The organism is Clostridium sp. TJA038, assembly GCF_058310255.1.
This window is the reverse complement of record NZ_JBZEFA010000014.1, coordinates 1-14,564: the sequence shown is the minus strand read 5'-3', so window position 1 is coordinate 14,564 and position 14,564 is coordinate 1. Positions and strand designations below refer to the sequence as shown.

At 24.1% G+C, this 14,564-nt stretch carries 15 protein-coding genes; 11 read left to right on the top strand and 4 right to left on the bottom strand.

Features of this window, described 5'->3' with window-relative positions; genetic code table 11:
* The 8 genes from AC4FQV_RS11540 to AC4FQV_RS11505 form a co-directional block, all read left to right on the top strand.
* Nucleotides 1-349: immunoglobulin-like domain-containing protein (locus AC4FQV_RS11540; RefSeq protein ID WP_491165567.1), on the top strand; the 349-nt coding region annotated here is incomplete at its 5' end.
* A 236-nt stretch (nt 350-585) separates the two neighbouring features.
* On the top strand, nt 586-1,350 hold the full coding sequence (locus tag AC4FQV_RS11535) for a CPBP family intramembrane glutamic endopeptidase (protein WP_491165566.1): 765 nt from the start codon (nt 586-588) through the stop codon (nt 1,348-1,350).
* Between the two features lie 234 nt (nt 1,351-1,584).
* Nucleotides 1,585-2,877 carry a J domain-containing protein gene (locus tag AC4FQV_RS11530; protein ID WP_491165565.1) on the top strand — a complete coding sequence of 431 codons (1,293 nt, stop codon included), beginning with the start codon at nt 1,585-1,587 and terminating at the stop codon, nt 2,875-2,877.
* The gene (gene grpE / locus AC4FQV_RS11525) at nt 2,878-3,465 is read left to right on the top strand and encodes a nucleotide exchange factor GrpE (protein ID WP_491165564.1); all 588 of its coding nucleotides are present in this window, start codon (nt 2,878-2,880) and stop codon (nt 3,463-3,465) included.
* Nucleotides 3,465-5,192, top strand: a complete 1,728-nt coding sequence (locus AC4FQV_RS11520; RefSeq protein WP_491165563.1) for an Hsp70 family protein — start codon at nt 3,465-3,467, stop codon at nt 5,190-5,192. The genes grpE and AC4FQV_RS11520 overlap by 1 nt, the downstream gene beginning before the upstream one ends.
* Nucleotides 5,193-5,207: 15 nt before the next feature.
* On the top strand, nt 5,208-5,873 hold the full coding sequence (locus AC4FQV_RS11515) for a tetratricopeptide repeat protein (protein WP_491165562.1): 666 nt from the start codon (nt 5,208-5,210) through the stop codon (nt 5,871-5,873).
* 243 nt (nt 5,874-6,116) lie between these two features.
* Complete coding sequence (locus AC4FQV_RS11510) at nt 6,117-6,890, top strand: tyrosine-protein phosphatase (RefSeq protein ID WP_491140364.1); 774 nt, start codon at nt 6,117-6,119, stop codon at nt 6,888-6,890.
* Nucleotides 6,891-7,137: 247 nt separating this feature from the next.
* Nucleotides 7,138-8,463, top strand: a complete 1,326-nt coding sequence (locus AC4FQV_RS11505) for an HAD family hydrolase (RefSeq protein ID WP_491165561.1) — start codon at nt 7,138-7,140, stop codon at nt 8,461-8,463.
* 79 nt (nt 8,464-8,542) lie between these two features.
* On the opposite strand, the gene AC4FQV_RS11500 is transcribed toward AC4FQV_RS11505, so the two are convergent.
* Both AC4FQV_RS11500 and AC4FQV_RS11495 read right to left on the bottom strand, forming a co-directional pair.
* On the bottom strand, nt 8,543-8,974 hold the full coding sequence (locus tag AC4FQV_RS11500; protein WP_491140362.1) for a hypothetical protein: 432 nt from the start codon (nt 8,972-8,974) through the stop codon (nt 8,543-8,545).
* 129 nt (nt 8,975-9,103) lie between these two features.
* Nucleotides 9,104-9,835: an NAD-dependent protein deacylase gene (locus tag AC4FQV_RS11495; RefSeq protein WP_491165560.1), complete on the bottom strand. Its 732-nt coding sequence runs from the start codon at nt 9,833-9,835 to the stop codon at nt 9,104-9,106.
* A gap of 387 nt (nt 9,836-10,222) precedes the next feature.
* On the opposite strand from AC4FQV_RS11495, the gene AC4FQV_RS11490 reads away from it, so the two are divergent.
* From AC4FQV_RS11490 to AC4FQV_RS11480, 3 genes are all read left to right on the top strand, one after another.
* A complete protein-coding gene (locus tag AC4FQV_RS11490; protein ID WP_491140360.1) occupies nt 10,223-10,729 on the top strand; it encodes a CarD family transcriptional regulator in 507 nt (168 codons plus the stop codon).
* 161 nt (nt 10,730-10,890) lie between these two features.
* Nucleotides 10,891-12,027 carry a mechanosensitive ion channel family protein gene (locus tag AC4FQV_RS11485; protein WP_491140359.1) on the top strand — a complete coding sequence of 379 codons (1,137 nt, stop codon included), beginning with the start codon at nt 10,891-10,893 and terminating at the stop codon, nt 12,025-12,027.
* The gene (locus tag AC4FQV_RS11480; protein WP_491140358.1) at nt 12,024-12,647 is read left to right on the top strand and encodes a copper homeostasis protein CutC; all 624 of its coding nucleotides are present in this window, start codon (nt 12,024-12,026) and stop codon (nt 12,645-12,647) included. Before AC4FQV_RS11485 ends, AC4FQV_RS11480 begins: the two co-directional genes overlap by 4 nt.
* 379 nt (nt 12,648-13,026) lie before the next feature.
* Here the strand turns inward: AC4FQV_RS11480 and AC4FQV_RS11475 are convergent, their stop codons facing one another.
* Nucleotides 13,027-13,284 carry a hypothetical protein gene (locus tag AC4FQV_RS11475; protein WP_491140357.1) on the bottom strand — a complete coding sequence of 86 codons (258 nt, stop codon included), beginning with the start codon at nt 13,282-13,284 and terminating at the stop codon, nt 13,027-13,029.
* A 114-nt stretch (nt 13,285-13,398) separates the two neighbouring features.
* Nucleotides 13,399-14,076: a uracil-DNA glycosylase gene (locus tag AC4FQV_RS11470; protein ID WP_491165559.1), complete on the bottom strand. Its 678-nt coding sequence runs from the start codon at nt 14,074-14,076 to the stop codon at nt 13,399-13,401.
* Nucleotides 14,077-14,564 lie beyond the last annotated feature (488 nt).

Here is a 14,564-nt window from a genome sequence, read left to right as displayed (position 1 = left end):
TAAGGATATTAAGTTAACAGAAGCAAACATTATATACAATAATGTAGATATGAATAAGGCTGGAACTTATAAGGTAACTTATAAAGTAACAGATAGTAATGGAGCATCAGTAACTAAGACAATTACTGTTACTGTAGTTGATGATGAAAGTAATAATGAAAATAATAATGGAAACAATAACGAAAATAACAATGAAAGTAACAATGAAAGCAATAATGGAAACAATGATAATGCTGTAGAACAATTACCTAATACAGGGGTTGCTAATCCATTACCATTAGTAAGTTTAGCTTCAATATTAGCAGGATTAAAATTATTATTTAGAAAAAAAGATAAATCTAAAAAATAAAAAGACTTACCAATTTAATAAAAAAGATAAGACATCATAAATTTAATTGATTTATGATGTCTTTTTTCTTTTTAAAGAAATATGTTAAATATGAATAAATTATATAAAAGTTTACAAAAAATACATTACTGTTTATAATTAACATTAAAAGACAGATTATTCCTTTGAATGATTTAAAATATAAAATAGGAGTAATTTTAAATTTATTAATCATTAAATTTAAAAAGGAGATACTTATGAAAAAATTTTTAAAAACATTAGGAGTATGCTTAGGATTTCCAATTCTTAATTTATTTGTTGTAGGATTTATTCAAGGATTATTTATTGGAGTTACTAAGAATAATATTGCTTTATTCCAAAAAAATATATTTGTCTTAACTATTTTGGGTGATATATTTACTTTAATATTAATAGCAATTATATTGATTCCTTCAAAAGATAGACTTATTAAAGAAATAAGTTTAAGAAAAATATCTTTTAAAAAATATATTTACATATTATTTTTTAGTGCAGGAATAAGTATATTATTATTAGCTTTAGCTGCTATATTAAGTCAATTAGTACCTAGTTATGCTAAGGTTTCACAAACTATGGCATTAGCAAGAGGGTCAGCAGTTGAAATTTTTGTAGCTATATTTTTAATTCCTATATATGAAGAGATAGTTTTTAGAGGATTGATTTTTGGATATTTAAGAAAAAATTATAATATAAAACTTGCAATCTCTCTTCAAGCATTAATTTTTGCAGTTATGCATTTAAACTTAGTTCAAGGAATATATACCTTTATTTTAGGAATTTTATTAGCTTTTATTTACATGTATTCTAATTCAATTTTTGGAAATATAACAGTCCATATAATTTTTAATTTATTAGGAATGTTAGTACTTCCTTTAGTCATTAGTAAATATCCATTTATGCTTATAGCTTTACTTATATTAGGAATTATTTTTGTAGTATTTACTTCTATAAAGTTTTCAAAAAGTACAGCTACTAGTTTTTAATTAAAATTTTATAAAATATAAAAATAGGATTAAAAGTAATAAACTAAGAATTTTTAGTATTTTACTTTTAATCCTATTTTATTTTATATAGATATTTTTATAGATTTACTACTTTAAATAAAATATTAAGTTTACTTTTATAAAGAATTTTATTTTAAGAGATGAATATTATTAGTTTTACTGAAATAAAGTTATGGTATAGAGATTATTGTTTATTATTTTTAGGAGGAGTATATGATAGATTATTTTAAAGAATTAAATATTCAAATAGATGCCTCTGATAATGAAATTAAAAAAGCATATTTTGCTATGACTAAAAAATATCCACCTGAAAAATCTCCTAAGGAATATAGATTTATACGGGATGCCTATGAAATTTTAATAGATAAAGCTAAGAAAGAAGAATATATTTTAGATAACTTTGATAGTGAAAGAAAGAGGATATTAGATCAAGCTTTAGATGCTTTAAAAAATGAAGATTATAATTTAGCTATTTTAAATTTTCAAGAGGTTTTAAAAAATTATCCTAATCATTCAAGAATAAAGAGAGATTTAGCTTTAGCTTTAATGAAGGTTAAAAATTATAAAAGGTCTGCTAAGTTAATAAAAGAACTTATTATAGCTGAACCAAATAATATAGACTATTATAAATTTTTAATAAAGCTTTATGAGGAAAGCGAGGATTATGAAGGCTTAGAAAATGTATTAAAAAAGAGCTTGAATTTAAAAAATGCAGAGGTAGATTTTTATATTAAATTATTTAATATTTATAACAGTTATGAAAAAAAAGATTATAAAAATGCTCTTAAAGTTCTTAGAAAAGGGATAGAAAATGAAAATATAAATTCTAAAAAATATAAGATATATATTAAATTTTTAGATGTAGCAGACAGGTTAAATTTAAAAAGTGATTTTGAAAAAGTTTGTAGAGCTTTAAGTGAATATAGTTTAAAGGAAGATTATGAGGAAATAAAGGAAGATATTTTTTCTTTATTAGATAGATTTTTAAAAGAATTTCATTTTAAAAATGGTTCTAAGCTTACAGTAACAGCTTTAGTTTTAATAGATGAAAAAAAGGATAAGAAAACTTTAAGCAAAATAATGTATTTTAGAAGAAGTTTTTTAGAACTTTCTAGGTTATATGAGGATAAAGAAATAGATAGAAATTATAAAAAGATTATATTTTATAATGGGGTAAACAAATTTTTAAAAGGTGATGTTAATTTTAATAAGGATGTTGAGAATATAAACTTAATATTTTTTGAAAATTTTAGCTTTGAAAATCATGAATTAATAAATTCAATAGGAAAGTTAAAGAAGGATTATAGAAATGTTTATTTAGAAACTAAGGAAATAAATGAAAAAATTTTAAGTAGGTATAGCAAGATAAAAAGAATAAATAGAAATAAGGAAGAGGATAAAAGAGTAAAGGATACTTTTATTAATAATGAAAATAATAGTCCCTCTAAAGGTTTATTTAAGAATTTAAAAGATAATTTGAGAAATAAAATAAGGGGGGGGATTTAGGTGAATTATGAGAAAGTTTTAAGGGATATATGTAAAGAAAAAGAGTATAAAGAAATTTATTTTGAAGATAAAGATATTAAGGACTTAAAAAGTTCAATAAAAAAAATAGCAATACAAAATGAAAGTATAAATCAAGAGTATTTTGAGGAGTTTTTTAAGGTTAGAAAAGAGATTAATGAGATTAAGGAAGAAATTAATAAAAAAAAAGAAGAAGATATTAGATATAAAAGACTTAATAGAGAGTTAGAACTAAGAGAAAAGAAACTTGTTAAAGGGTTAATTTCTATAGTTGATAATATAAAGTATATAAAAGATTTTAGCGAAAAATCTAAGGACGAAAATTTAAAAAAAGCTATGAGTAATTTATTAAACACAATAAAAAAGAATTTAATAAATTTAGATATGATTCTTATTGATGAAAAAGAAAATATATTTGATGAAAACTTACATGAATGTGTTAGCACTATTTGGAATAAGGAAAAAGAAGATTTTGAAATAAACGAGGTTTTAAAATTTGGATACATATACAAGGGAAGAATTGAGCGAGTGGCTCAGGTAGTAGTAGTTAAAAATAAGGAGGAAATTTAATGGGAAAAATAATAGGTATTGATTTAGGTACAACAACTTCAGAAATTGCTTATGTTAAAGATGGAAAGCCTTGTATAATAAGAAATATTGAAGAGGGAGATGAACATGCTATACCTTCTGTAGTCTCTATAGAAGGAGATGATATAAGAGTTGGAAAAAAAGCTAAAAATCAAATTTTATTAAAACCTGAATTAACTGTTTCAGAAGTTAAAAGAATTATGGGAACAAATAATATTATTAATATTCAGGGTAAAGAGTATAGACCAGAGGAAATTTCAGCGCTTATATTAAAAAGATTAAAGGAGATTGCTGAGTATTTTTTAGGAGAAGAAGTTGAAGAAGCAGTAATAACTGTTCCTGCTAATTTTAACGATATACAAAGAAAAGCTACAAAAAGTGCAGGAGAACTAGCAGGTTTTAAGGTTGAGAGAATAATAAATGAGCCAACAGCTGCTGCTATGGCCTATGGCTTAGATAACTTAGATAAAAATGGTAATATATTAGTTTATGATTTTGGTGGAGGTACCTTTGATGTTACTATATTAGAGATGTTTAATGGAGTTTTAGATGTAAAGGTTAGTAGAGGAAATAATTATTTAGGTGGAAAAGATATTGATGATAAATTAATAGACTATGTAGTTAAAGAGTTTAATAAGTCTACAGGAGTAAAACTAAACTTAGAAGATAGTAGAATTTTAGCAAGACTTAAAGAGGGGGTAGAGGAGGCTAAAAAGACTTTATCTACATCTAAGATGGCAGAAATTGTTTTACCTTATATAAGTGCAGATAAGGATAATAATCCTATAAACTTAGAAATGGTTTTAACAAGAGAAGAATTTGAAGAAAATATAAAAGATATAATAGATTCTACTTATGATATAGTTTCAGAGGCTTTAAGTGATGCAAATCTTACAGAGGATAGTATAGACATTGTTCTTTTAGTTGGTGGTTCTAGTAGAATACCTTATGTAAGAAATATGTTAGATAAAAATTTTAATGGAAAGATTGCAAAGGGAGTAAATCCAGATGAGGCTGTTGCTTTAGGTGCTTCAGTACAAGCTGCTATTAAAAATGATATTCCCCTTGGAGATTCATCTAGTGTAATAATAGTTACTGATACTTGTAATTATACCCTAGGAGTAGAGTTAAAGGGAGGGATATTTGATCCGATAATTGATAGAGATTCTAAATTACCTGCAATTGTTACAAAGAGATACTGCACAGTTATGGATAATCAAACAGAAGTTTTAGTAAGTGTTTATGAAGGAGAGAGCAGATATACAAGTGATAATACCTTAATAGATGAATTTATATTAGCAGGAATTCCTAAAGCTAGTACAGGAAAAGAAAAAATAGATATTACATTTACTTATGATTTAAATGGAATATTAAATGTTTCAGCAGAGATTCTTTCTACAGGAGAAGAAATTTCAAAAATTATGTCTACTAAATTTAAGGAAGATAGAAATAAGGAGGAAGCTAAGGAGATAGTTTTAAAGAATGAAAATAAAAGTTTAATATCTTGGAAAAATGATAATTTATTTAAATTAGTAGAGCCTAATTTTAAATTAGCAGAAAAGAAAATTCCTATGCTTCCAAGTGCAGAAAGAGAAAAACTTGAGGAAATAATGGGTAACATGAAAAATGCAATAGAGGATAAGGATAAGAGAGCCCTTATGAAATTAGATGAGGAACTTACAGACTTTCTTTTTGACTTTGTAAATTAAATTTATAGGTGTCATATGAATTTAAATTTAGATTATATATATGATTATGTCCTTAATTTAGTATTAAGTAAGAATTTAAAAGAAGCTGAAAACTTTTTAGAAAATATTTATTTTAAGAAAATAAGAAATATAGATTTTCTAAATATACTAGGCATAATAAAATATATGTATTGTGATTTTAAAGGAGCTAAATATTACTTTAAAGAAAGTGTAACTATGGAGATTAATAATAAAGCTATTAGTTTTTTAGATTATATGGAAAGTGAAGAGTTTAAACTTTTAGAGAGTAAATTTAAAGAAGGAGTAAACTTAATAAGAGATAAGGAATATAATAAATCTATTGAGCTTTTAGAGGAAGTTTATAAATTAAAAGGTGATTTAATTGAGGTAAGAATTCTTTTAGCTTTGTTATATGGTAAAATGGGAGAAATAGATAAGGCTAGTAAATTTATAGAAGAAGCTTTCTTTATGGATAATTCTAATTTTAAAATTAAAGAAATTTATGAAAGTCTTAAGGAAGAAGAAAAGGAAAAAGAATTTGAATTAAGTTTTTCTGAAAATATATTAAATTTAATATTGATTTTAAATTATAGGATAAATTCTTTTTATGAAGAAGAATTAAGAAATAGAAGTGATACAATAGAACTTTTATGTGAGAAATTGAAAAGTTTTGAAAAATAAATTGAAAAATAAAAGCTATATTTTTTATGCTAAAAAAATAGTATGAAGGCATAAAATTATATAGCTTTTATTATTTTTTTGTTATTAAATTGTTATTATAATCTAATGTTATTTAACAGTAAAATATGGTAAAATATTCATATAAAATTTTTGATTGAAAAAAGATTTTTATTGTTTTATATATTTAAATTCTACTTTAAGAGAGTTATTAAATTCTTTTAGAGATTGTTTAAGGAGGAAGATATGATAGATATACATTCACATATAATACCTAATATAGATGATGGTTCAAAAAGTATTGAGATGTCTTTAGAGATGTTAAAAAAAGCAGAGGAATCTGGCACAACAAAAATAATAGCAACTCCTCATTTTTTTAAAGGATACTGGACTGAGAGTTATAAAGATTTAAAAGATAAAGTAAATGAATTAAATAAATTAGCTAGGGATAATAAATTAAAGATTGAAATTTATCAAGGGCAAGAGATATTTTTTAATAATTATATTCTAGAAGATTATGATTTAGGAGACATAGGGACTTTAGCTAAGTCAAAATATATGTTAATAGAATTTCCTATGGATAAAATAAATTTTCAAAAAGCAATAAATGAATTATATGAGTTGAAAATAAGAGGGATAGTTCCTGTAATTGCCCATGTAGAAAGATATTCTGATTTTATAAATAACCATGAACTTATAAATCAATTTATTGAAGAAGGATATTTATTTCAATTAAATGGAGGAAGTTTAACTGGCTTTTTTGGTAGAGATGTTAAAAAAACTGCAGAATTATTTTTAAAGCACAACATATATAGTTTTATTGGTTCTGATGCTCATACTAGCGGAGGAAGAAATACAGATTTAAGGGAAGCTTGTGAAGCAGCAGAAAGCTTAGTTCCTGGAATAAGCAAAAAGTTTGAAGAAAATGCGCTTTCCTTAATAAATAATAAAGATGTTGTATTTAGTGGAGAAAAAATTAAAAAGAAGAAAAAAGGGTTATTTTCCTTTTTAAAAAGATAGTTTTTATAAGGTTTATACTAATTATTTAATTTAATTTTTAGTATAAACCTGTTTTTATTAGAAAATATATGGATAAAATATTAAAAAATTCAATAAAAATTCAATAAAAATTCAAAAAATACTGTATATTTATAAAATATTTGGTATAATAATCATGAGAGTTTGTAAACGTTTAAGGTACCTAAAAATAATAGATTCTCATTAAAAGTTAAAAATAAAAGAGAATAGAGTTTTTAGGAGGGGTATTATGAAAAATGTAAAAAAGATAATTTTATCTTCTATTTTATCATCTGTAGTTGCATTCTCATTTGTTTCTTGTGGAAATAATAACACAAATAATGATAGTTCTAGTGATTCAAAGGTTAATGTTGAAGAAAAGAAAGATGAAAAAGATAATTATGGACTAGAGGAGTTAAATTGGTATAGTAATAACTATAGTGCTTTAGAAAAGGTAATAAAAGAATATGGTAAAGATAGTAAGGGATATAATGATAAGGAAAAGCCTTATGCAGTGTTTGATTGGGATAACACAACAATAATGAATGATGTTGAAGAGGCTTTACTTGCCTATCAATTAACAAATTTAGAATTTAAAATGACTCCAGAGGAGTTAGAAGAGGTTATAAAGACAAATATACCAAAAGATAACTTTTCAGATAAGTGTAATAATAAAGAGGGGAAACCTGTGAATATAGATAGTATATCAGAAGATATTATAAAGGATTATAGATATTTATATGATAATTATAAAGGGTTTAAGGGAGATAAATCCTTAGAAGAAATTCAAAAAGATGAGCAATATATGGATTTTAAAGCAAAGCTTAGATATTTATATAGTGCTATAGGAGAGTCTTTTAGTTCAGATGTTAGTTATCCTTGGGTTACATATCTTTTTAAAGGTATGACTTCTGATGAGGTAGCTAAGCTTACTGAAAAATCTAATGATTATTGGCTAAAAGAAAAACTAGGGGTTGAAACTTGGACAAGTAGTGAAAATATGCCAGGAAAGGCAGGGGTTGTTTCAGTTACTTTTGATACAGGTTTAAGAACTATAAAAGAGCAACAAAATCTATATAAAACTTTAATGAAAAATGGAATAGATGTTTACATATGTTCAGCATCTTATATTGATGTAGTTAAAGAGTTTGCTACTAATCCTAAATATGGTTATGAACTTCCAAAGGAAAATATATATGCTATGGAACTTCTAAAAACAGAGGATGGAAGAATTAAGGCAGAGTTAAATCCTGATTATTTTCAAACTCAAGGTAAAGGAAAAACAGAAACTATAAATAAATTTTTAGTTCCAGTTCATAAAAAAGGTCCTGTGATTGCTGGAGGAGATAGTAATGGAGATTATTATATGCTATCAGACTTTGAAGATACAAAGGTTAGTTTAATAATAAATAGATGTAAGGGTGGAAAAATAGGAGAACTTTGTGATAAGGCTATTGATACAATGGGACAGAAGGATGAAAGATATTTTTTACAAGGTAGAAATAATAACACAGGGGAGTTTATTCCAAGTGAAAAAACAATTTTATTAGGAGAAAGTAGTGAAACACTAAAATAAATTTAAAATAATAAAACACTAGCTTAAAGCTAGTGTTTTATTATTTTAAATTTATTAAGTTGAATTAAGTATAGAAATTTTAAATATTATTATCCTCCATAAGCATAGAAAACTGACTTTTTTTTATCCAGCCATTACAGTTTATTTTTGATTCTGTATTTAATAAGGAGTAATAAAAAATTTCTTTATTTATTTCAGCTTCATCTAGTATTTTTACCTGATGCTTACCTTTAGTCTTTGCAATTACTATAGATTCTTCTGAAGGAGATAGAAAAATAGCAGTATTAGGTAATACTATTCCATATTTAAATTCAGGTGTATTAAAATTTATTATTAAAGTTTTTTTTTGATTTTTATTATTTTTATAAGCAGTATCTTTATACTTTGAAAGTTGATTTGTTAATGTTAGTATTTGTCTTTTATATTCTGTAATTTTTATATTGCATTGATAATAAATAAATATTATAGATGCCATAGCAAGTATTATTATAAATATACAAAAGTAAATCAATTAATGATACTCCTTAAGAATTAGTGTTTAATATAATATATTGCTTAAAGTAAAAATTAATTACATAATTTTTTAGAGCTTATACTTATAAAGAGCTATTAAAATATAAATAAATATTAGCCCTTTCTTTTATTCAACAACCTTTTTTAATACTTTACCAATTGAATCATTTATAACTAAGTTAGCCTTAGAGTCAGCAGAGGTTGAACTTTTATTTATTAAAACTAAATTCTTTCCTCTAAAATAGTTTATAAGTCCTGCAGCAGGATAAACAATAAGAGATGTTCCTCCTATTATAAGAGTATCTGCCTTTGAAATAGCATCAATAGAACCTCTAATAATATTGTCATCTAAGGGTTCTTCATATAAAACTACATCAGGTTTAACTATACTTCCACATTTAATACACTTTGGTACTCCTTCAGATTTAAGAATGAATTGCTCATCATAAAAAGCATTACAATCTACACAATAGTTTCTAAGAACAGAGCCATGAAGTTCAAAAACATTTTTACTTCCTGCTTTTTGGTGAAGTCCATCTATATTTTGAGTTACTATTGCTTTTAGTTTTCCCCTTTCTTCAAGTTTTGCTAAAGCAATATGGGCATCATTAGGTTTTGCATTAGGGTAAATAAGTTTATCTTTATAAAATTTAAAAAATTCTTTTGGATATTTTTCAAAAAAGCTATGAGAAACAACTTCTTCAGGAGTAAAATTTATATTAAGTTTTTCATTAAATAAGCCTTTAGCACTTCTAAAATCAGGAATACCACTTTCTGTAGAAACTCCTGCACCACCAAAAAATACTATATTCTCACTATTTTCTATTATTTCTTTTAGTTTATTTATTTTATAATCCATAAAATCATCTCCAAAAATTTGTATATATTTTAATTATAAAACTATTGTTTTTAATATGCCAAGAGTAATGAAATTAAGCTTTATAATTAATTTCGATTATTAATATAGGTAAATCTTAAATATAAGATGTATTATAGTGAAAATATGAATAGATATATTTATTAATTTTATAAAAAATTTAAAAATAAAATATTTACATACATTAAATATTTTTAATGTGGTAAAATATAAATATGCAGCGTGTAGTTTTAATGACGTAATTCCAGTTGTTAAGACTACTTTTTTTATTTTAGAAAAGTATAAGACTAACTACTTGAGTTAAAAGGTGAAAAAAGTCTTTAAATCTTACATAAGACAAAATTTTAATTTAAGGAAGGTGAAATTTTATTGTTTAAAATTAATGATTATATAATGTATGGAACAGTTGGCGTTTGTCAGGTTATAGATATTACTAAAGAAAATCTTATGAATAATACTGAAAAGGAATACTATGTTTTAAGCCCCGTTTATTCTAAGTATCCCAAAAAAACAGTAATTAAAATTCCTGTTGATAATAAGAAGATTTCTATGAGAACTCTTTTATCTAAAGAGGATGTAGAATCTATTATAAATAATATTCCAGATACAGAAACTTTATGGATAGATAATGATAGACAAAGAAATGATGAGTTTAAAACAATGCTTAGAAGTGGAAACTGTGATGATTTAATTGTTTTAATAAGGAGCATATATTTAGATAAAAAGAAAAGAAAATTAGATGGAAAAAAAGCTTGTAAGGGTGATGATGAAATTATGCAAGTTGCTGAAAAGCTGATAAATGAAGAATTTGCAGTAATTTTAAATATTAAGCCAGAAGAGGTTAAATCTTATATAAAAGCACATACTCCACAGTAAAAATAAGTTCAAGGAAGTTAGCACATACTTTTATAAAATAGTATAAAGGTGGGAATTAATAGACCTATATAAAATTAAAAATTTTATATAGGTCTATTTCTATTTAAAAATAAATTAAAGCTTTAAGGAAAAAATAAAAGCAGAATAGTGAGGTGATTATCATGAAAGAGATAGAAAGAATTTTAGGGAGAGTTACAATTATAAACTTTAAAGAGATAATAACTATAGCTTTGATTTTAATAATAGTACTTGTAATAAATAAAATCTTAATAAAAAACTTATTTAAAATATTTATTAAAGGAGCAAAAAAAACTAGAAATTATTTAGATAATACAATAGTTAAGGCTTTAGAAAATCCATTGAAATTAATGGTTATTTTTGGTGGGATTTATGCAATTTTTAAAGTTATGAATTTAGATTCTTTAGGAATAAAATTTCTATATACTCCTAAAATTTTAAGAGTGGGTTTAATAATTTCTTTTATGTATTTTATATACAATTTAACTCTAGAAAATTCTCTTCTTTATTCTAAACTTCATAAAAATCAAGGGGGCAATACTATAGTTTTTCCCTTTATTTCTATAGTTATTAGACTTCTAATTCTTTTAATTGGAATAATTATAATAGCTAATGAATTTGGATTTACAGGCTTTATAGCAGGTTTAGGAGTTAGTGGAGTTGCCTTTGCATTAGCTGCTCAAGATACTTGCTCTAATCTTTTTGGAGGCATGGTAATTATGTTAGATAAACCCTTTGCAATTGGTGATTGGATACAGGCTGGAGAAGTTGAAGGAATTGTAGAGGAAATAAGTTTTAGAAGTACAAGAATAAGAACATTTTCTATGGCAATTGCAACTGTTCCAAATTCAAAACTTGCAAATAGCAATATAATAAATTGGACTCAAAGAAATTTAAGAAGAATTCATTTTAAATTTATAATGGATTATAAAACAGAAATAGAAAGTATAAAAAATTCTGTTAATAAAATAGAAGATATGCTAAAAAAACATGATAAAATAGATAAAAATTTAATAATAGTAAGTTTTAATGAACTTTCAACTTATGGTTTTGGTATATTTATATATTTTTACACAGAGGAGTTAGATTATTTAAAATATGAAAAACTTAAGGAGGAAGTTAACATAAAAATATTAGAAATATTAAGAGAAGAAAAAGTTGATTTAATGTTTTTAAATTTTGACTTTAAAGGCTTTGAGAGAAGAGGGGGAAATATAAACATAGAAAATACAGAATTAGAATCAATAAGAAACATTACTGAGGAGGAGAGAGGATTATGAATATTAAATTAGAAGCTTGTGTTGGAAATTATAAAGAGGGGAAGAAAGCTTTTGAATTAGGAGCAGATAGAATAGAGCTTTGTGATAATTTATTAGAGGGAGGAACTACTCCAAGCTATGGTACTATACTTCAATGTAAAGAAGATATAGATATAGATATAAATGTTATTATTAGACCAAGAGGAGGAAACTTTGTATATAGTAAAGAAGAGTTAGATATTATGAAAAATGATATATTACTTTGCAAAAAGTTAGGAGTGTCTGGTGTTGTTTTTGGATTTTTAAAAGAAGATAACACATTAGACTTTGAGTTAACTAAGGAGTTTGTTGAATTTGCTAGTCCTTTAAGTGTAACTTTCCACATGGCTTTTGATGAAATAGAGGATAAGTTTAAAGCTTTAGATAATCTTATAAGTATAGGAGTAGATAGAGTTTTAACAAAGGGTGGAGAAGGAAACGCTTATAAAAATAAAGATATTTTAAAGGACTTAGTTAGGTATTCTAAGGATAAAATAATAATACTAATTGGAGGAGGAGTAACTAAAGAAAATTATAATGAATTACAATTATATACTGGAGCTAAAGAACTTCATGGCACTAAAATAGTAGGATTACTATAAAAGGAATAAAATGTTAAAAAATAACTTAATAAATAGTAATAAATAACTCTTTACAAAGTAAAAAACATGGTATAATATTATAAATATAACAATTATTCTTTGTTTTTAAAATAAAGAAGTTAAAGAATATATCTTAGTTTTAAAATTGATTTAAAAATTTATATTTAAGTTTATTTAAGACTTATAGAAAAAATATAGTGCTAATTCCCCCCTACTATGCTCTATAAGTCTTTTAATAAAGAAAAAGAAGTAGAAAAAAACTACTTCTTTTTTTTATTTACTACCTTATGCTTATTAAAATTAAATTAAAGAAAGAATAAATAAAACTTCTTATAAATTTATAAAGAGTTTTATTTATGTAATTTCTTAACTAAAATATCTAGTCGAATAATTCTTCTTTTTTCTTTACAACAATTAAAGTCTTAACAAAGGTTGTTTCAGAATAATTCTTCATAAATAAATTATTTATATAATCCTTTTTTAATATATTATTATTTACAATAGGTTTTTTTTCTATTTTAGTACTTTCATTTAAAGTTTTTATTTCATCCATAGATAAGAATGAAAAATCTTTTTTTGCTTTAAGATTTATAGGAACAAGGTTGAAATCTTCTTCAAAATTTATAATATTACTCATTGAATTACCCCTTTATATTAATATCTTCTATTAAGAGTATATTAATATGTTCCTTAAAAGTTTCCTGTATAAAAGAAAATTACTTTAATATATGCCATGTTATTTTTATGATTTTTATATATTAGGAATTTGCCAGTCTATAGGTTCTTTTCCTATTGATAATAAAAATTCGTTAGTTTTTGAGAAAGGTTTAGAACCAAAAAATCCTCTAGTTGCAGAAAGAGGGCTTGGATGAACAGATTTTATTATTTTATGAAAATCTTTATTTATTAAATTTTCTTTTGATATAGCATTTCTTCCCCAAAGTATAAATATTACAGGTTCCTTTCTTTGATTTAATAATTTTATTATTTTATCAGTGAATATTTCCCAACCCTTTCCTTTGTGAGAGTTCGCTTGCCCTTCTCTAACAGTTAATACAGTATTTAATAAAAGAACACCTTGTTTAGCCCAAGATTCTAAGAAACCGTTATTTGGAATATAACAACCTAAGTCATCCTTTAATTCTTTAAACATATTTCTTAAAGAAGGTGGAGTTTTAACCCCTGGTTTAACAGAAAAGCTAAATCCGTGAGCTTGATTAGGACCATGATAAGGATCTTGCCCTAAAATAACAACTTTTACATCATTATATGGTGTAAATTTTAATGCATTAAATATGTCGTACATATTAGGATATATTGTTTTTGTTTTATATTCATTTATAAGAAAGTTTCTAAGTTTTAGATAATACTCTTTAGAAAATTCATCTTTTAATAGTTCATCCCAATCATTATTAAATTTAGCAGCCATTTAAAAATCTCCTTAAATAAAAATATTTTTATCAAAAGTATATTTAAATTTTATACTTATTAATTTTTCATAACAAGTAATAATCAAATAAGATTTATTATATTTTTATATTTATCACCTTAAAGAAGATAGAAAAATATTATTTTGGGGAGCCTATTAGTTTAATTTAATAAATTAATTTACATAAATATGTTTAATTGGAATATTAATAAATAGAAATATAAAGCAACTTATCCAAGTGTATCTTTATACAAAAATATTAGTATTTTTATGAAAAATTGATTATTTTTAAAATACTTTTAAAAAATAAAGAAATTTTATAATAGAACTTATTTTTTTACATGGTAAGATAAATCTCGTCGCTAAGAGATGCGGAAACAACTTAACAAAACAAATTAAAAGTTTTGAAAAAAGTTGTTGACAAAGTTTCAAAGTGATGTTAAACTAAGAAAGTCGCTTGAGGGCGACAAAGAAATGGTCTTTGAAAA

Coding starts and splice junctions, on each gene's coding strand:
- AC4FQV_RS11520 (WP_491165563.1), top strand. CDS start 3,465: ATGGGAAAAATAATAGGTATTGATTTAGGTACAACAACTTCAGAAATT.
- AC4FQV_RS11510 (WP_491140364.1), top strand. CDS start 6,117: ATGATAGATATACATTCACATATAATACCTAATATAGATGATGGTTCA.
- AC4FQV_RS11475 (WP_491140357.1), bottom strand. CDS start 13,284: ATGAGTAATATTATAAATTTTGAAGAAGATTTCAACCTTGTTCCTATA.
- AC4FQV_RS11470 (WP_491165559.1), bottom strand. CDS start 14,076: ATGGCTGCTAAATTTAATAATGATTGGGATGAACTATTAAAAGATGAA.
- AC4FQV_RS11515 (WP_491165562.1), top strand. CDS start 5,208: ATGAATTTAAATTTAGATTATATATATGATTATGTCCTTAATTTAGTA.
- AC4FQV_RS11505 (WP_491165561.1), top strand. CDS start 7,138: ATGAAAAATGTAAAAAAGATAATTTTATCTTCTATTTTATCATCTGTA.
- AC4FQV_RS11480 (WP_491140358.1), top strand. CDS start 12,024: ATGAATATTAAATTAGAAGCTTGTGTTGGAAATTATAAAGAGGGGAAG.
- AC4FQV_RS11530 (WP_491165565.1), top strand. CDS start 1,585: ATGATAGATTATTTTAAAGAATTAAATATTCAAATAGATGCCTCTGAT.
- AC4FQV_RS11495 (WP_491165560.1), bottom strand. CDS start 9,835: ATGGATTATAAAATAAATAAACTAAAAGAAATAATAGAAAATAGTGAG.
- AC4FQV_RS11535 (WP_491165566.1), top strand. CDS start 586: ATGAAAAAATTTTTAAAAACATTAGGAGTATGCTTAGGATTTCCAATT.
- AC4FQV_RS11485 (WP_491140359.1), top strand. CDS start 10,891: ATGAAAGAGATAGAAAGAATTTTAGGGAGAGTTACAATTATAAACTTT.